Below are 3591 nucleotides of genomic sequence, written 5' to 3'. Positions count from 1 at the left end.
CTCCTGCAGGCGCGTCAGGGCCGCGCGGCGTTCCTCGTCGCGCGAGACGATCGCGCCGGCCACGGGCGACACGCCACGGCGGGCGAGGTCGGCATCGAAAGCAGCGGGGTCGGCGCGCAGCGCGCGAAGGTCATGCATCGGTTGTTCAAGCCTCTTCGAGTGTGTCCGTCGGCCGGGGTTCGACCATGCGGGCCGACAGGATCGAAATCTCATACAGTCCGATCAGCGGTACGGCGAGACCGGTCTGGGTGATGACGTCCGGCGGCGTCAGCACGGCCGCGACGACGAACGCGCCGACATAGGCATAGCGGCGATACTTGCGCAGCCCGGCGGAGGTGACGATGCCCACCCGCGCAAGCAGTGTCAGCACGACCGGCAGTTCGAACGCGACCCCGAACGCCATGATCAGTTTCATGACCAGCGCCAGATATTCCGACACCTTCGCCTGAAGCTGGATCTGCAAACCGTCATCGCCGCCCGAGGTCTGGAACGACAGGAAAAAGCGCCAGGCGAACGGAAAGATGAAGTAATAGGCCAGAGCTGCGCCCAGAAGGAACAGGATCGGAGTCGCGACCAGAAACGGCGCGAAGGCCCGCTTTTCCGACCGGTACAGGCCCGGCGCGATGAAGATCCAGGCCTGCACGGCCAGCATCGGGAACGACAGGAACGACGCGCCGAAGAACGCGACCTTGATATAGGTGAAAAATGCCTCGTACAGCGCGGTGTAGATCAGATGCGGCTGTTCGCCCTTCTGGCGCATGATCTCGCCCAGAGGCCGCGCGAGAAACAAGTAGATCTGGCCCGCGAAGTGATAGCACAGCAGGAAGCACAGACCGAACGTGGCCGCCGACCAGATCAGCCGCCGGCGCAGCTCGACCAGATGGTCGAGCAGGGGCATCGGCTCGTCGTTGATGGTATCGTTTTCCAGAGTCATCTCTCCCGGCAGATCGCGGCGTCAGTCCGCCTGCTCCGGCCCCTCATGAACGGCGACGCGCTGGCCACCATGCAGTACCCGGGTCGGCGGCAGGAAGGCGGGCGGACGGCGACGCGCGCGGTCGGCCGCCAGACGACGCGCGACCATTGGCGGCAAAATCGGTGGCGGCAAGGGCTGCGGCTCGGCAATGTCGTTTCCGACCGGGGCCGCATCATACGGAGGTGTATAGTTCGCAATGACGGGCGCGGGCAGCGCCGCCACCGGGACCTCGGTGCGCACGGGTCCCGGGCGCGCGGTGAAATCGGGCGACGACAGGCCCTTGCGAATCGTCCTGTCACCATCAAGCGCGTTGATGACGCGGTTGCGGATGCCGCCGCCCCGGAAATCGCGCAGGTTGTCGCGCACCTCGGTCAGGTCGGCCTCGCGCACGAAATCGTCTACGTGGGTCTGGAACTCGGACGCCATGCGGCGCGCCTTCTTCAGCGCGCCGGTGACGGAACGGATGGCGACCGGCAGGTCCTTGGGCCCGATGAAGATGATCGCCACGATGCCGATCAGGGCGAATTCGGACCATGCAAAATCAAACATCGTTCCAGCCGCACACCTTGGGGCCCCTGCCCTCGTCCGGTTCCTGACCTATCACGCCGCGTCGTCGGCGCCAAACGGACGGCCGCCGCAACACTCAGCTGCCCGGATCGTCGCCCGGATCGTCGAGCCCGGGCGCAGTGCCTTCGTCGGGCATTCCGTCGGCAGGCGGGGCGGCCGTCTCTGGCGCGGATCCGTCGTCCGGCGAGTTGCTCTCTGCCGCCGAGGCGGTCGGCATCTCGATCTGCGGCACGTCGACCATCAGTTCCTCACGGCGGGGCAGATCGCGCAGGTCGCGCAGCCCGAAATGACGCAGGAAATCGGCTGATGTACCCCACAGCACCGGACGCCCCGGCACTTCCTTGCGGCCCCTGGGCACGATCAGGACTTCTTCCAGCAACCCGTCGAGCACGCTCTGGCTCAGCGCCACGCCACGGATCGCCTCGATCTCGGCGCGGGTGCAGGGCTGGTGATAGGCAACGATCGCCAGCGTCTCCATGGCCGAGCGACCCAGCCGGCGCGGGCGTTCGACCAGCTTCGTCAGGGCGGGCGCCAGTGCGGCGTCGGTGCGGAACTGCCAACCGCCCGCGACACGCACGGGTGCGACGCCGCGCCCGTCATACAGCGCGACGACACCCGCCATTACGGCGGCGACATACGCCGCGAGGTCTTCCACCTCAGGGGGCACGGCCTCCTGCCCCACCAGCATCTCGGCCACCGCGCGGTCGCTGACCGGTTCGGTACTGGCGAAGATCATCGCCTCGGCCAGACGCAGGGCGCGCGGGTCGGGGGCGACCGCGTCGGCGCGCCCCACCGCAAGGTCCGAGGTCGGCACGACCGTGTCCTCGATCAGGGTCGCCACAGGCTCCGCCGGCTCCATGGCGTGTGGTTCCATGGCGTCCAGGGCCGGAGCCTGGGCGTCATCAGCTGCGCTGGGACGATCGGTCATGGTGTGGCCTCTTCCTCGTCATCGGTCGGGCGCGCGGCCTGCGGACGCAGCAGGATCTCGCCGAACTGGGCCTCCTGCCGCAACTCCAGTTCGCCGCCCTTGGCCATTTCCAGCCCGGCGATCAGCGTCCCGGCCAGAGCCGCACGTCGCATGCGGCGTGCCTCGGCGTCATCCTTGGGCACATCCGGCAGCACGTCAGGCACGATCGAATCGAGCGAGAACCACGCCCCGGCGCCCCCCTCGCCAGGCACCATGTCCGCACCCAGCAGCCGGCGCAGGCGGCCCAGCGCCTCCTGCACCGTCCAGAAGCGCAGTCGACGCGGCGCATAGGTCCGCTTGCGCGCCGTGCGCCGTATCGCCGCCATATAGGCGGCCATCAGCGCGCCCATGTCGAGCTTCAGGCCCGACCGGTCGATCGCGCGCAAATCCTCGGCCGCGCCGCGGGCGAACACCTCGTGCCCCAGACGCGGACGGTCGGCGAGCCACCGCGCCGCCAGCCGCATGCGCTCAAGCTCCATCAGCCGCGCAGCGAGAAGCTCCGACGCTTCCTCGGCCTCCAGGTCGGCGCCGTCCTCGGTCGGCAGCAACAGTCGCGACTTGAGCCAAGTCAGCCACGCCGCCATCACCAGCCAGTCGGCCGCGAGTTCAAGGCGAATACGCCGCGCCGACTCCACCACCGCCAGATATTGCTCGACCAGCGCCAGGATCGAGATACGCGCCAGATCGACCTTCTGCGCCCGCGCGAGGTCAAGCAACAGGTCGAGCGGCCCCTCGAACCCGTCGAGATGCAGCAGGGGGGAGCGCGGAAGGTCGTCCGGAACGCCGTCGGGCGGCACCCCCTCCTCCGCGCCGGCGTCGGCGGCCAAGACTAGAACCGGGCGAGGGTGCAGGCCACGCCCTGCGCCTTGGCATGGGCACAGAACTCCGTCGCGTCAGCGATGGAGGTAAAGCCACGGGTGCGCAGACGAAAGAACACGCTGCCAGCATGTTCGACACGCTCGACCACCGGCGTGCGGCCGGCGAACAGCCCCGGGGCGGCTTTCGTCAGGCGTGCCCACTCCGCCTGTGCCGAGGCCTCGGACGCCAGCGCCGCCAACTGCACGCCATAGGCGCTGCTGGCGGC

General features: G+C 68.7%; 5 protein-coding genes and 1 pseudogene. All 6 read right to left on the bottom strand.

Going from position 1 to position 3591, the window contains the following annotated elements:
* A pseudogene (locus tag HUK82_RS15185) lies at positions 1-138 on the bottom strand (serine--tRNA ligase); the annotation flags it as partial.
* A 7-nt stretch (positions 139-145) separates the two neighbouring features.
* Complete coding sequence (gene tatC / locus HUK82_RS15180) at positions 146-934, bottom strand: twin-arginine translocase subunit TatC (RefSeq protein ID WP_176614746.1); 789 nt, start codon at positions 932-934, stop codon at positions 146-148.
* Between the two features lie 21 nt (positions 935-955).
* Positions 956-1522 carry a Sec-independent protein translocase protein TatB gene (tatB, locus tag HUK82_RS15175; RefSeq protein ID WP_176614745.1) on the bottom strand — a complete coding sequence of 189 codons (567 nt, stop codon included), beginning with the start codon at positions 1520-1522 and terminating at the stop codon, positions 956-958.
* Positions 1523-1616: 94 nt separating this feature from the next.
* Complete coding sequence (scpB, locus tag HUK82_RS15170) at positions 1617-2381, bottom strand: SMC-Scp complex subunit ScpB (protein ID WP_373318282.1); 765 nt, start codon at positions 2379-2381, stop codon at positions 1617-1619.
* Positions 2382-2464: 83 nt separating this feature from the next.
* Positions 2465-3334, bottom strand: a complete 870-nt coding sequence (locus HUK82_RS15165; RefSeq protein WP_246495548.1) for a segregation and condensation protein A — start codon at positions 3332-3334, stop codon at positions 2465-2467.
* 2 nt (positions 3335-3336) lie between these two features.
* Positions 3337-3591, bottom strand: a 255-nt coding sequence (locus HUK82_RS15160) for an SPOR domain-containing protein (RefSeq protein WP_176614744.1), incomplete at its 5' end; no start/stop codon positions are given.

This window comes from Ameyamaea chiangmaiensis (genome assembly GCF_013376175.1).
GTDB classification, from domain to species: Bacteria; Pseudomonadota; Alphaproteobacteria; order Acetobacterales; family Acetobacteraceae; genus Ameyamaea; species Ameyamaea chiangmaiensis.
This window is presented reverse-complemented; position numbering and strand designations above follow the sequence as displayed.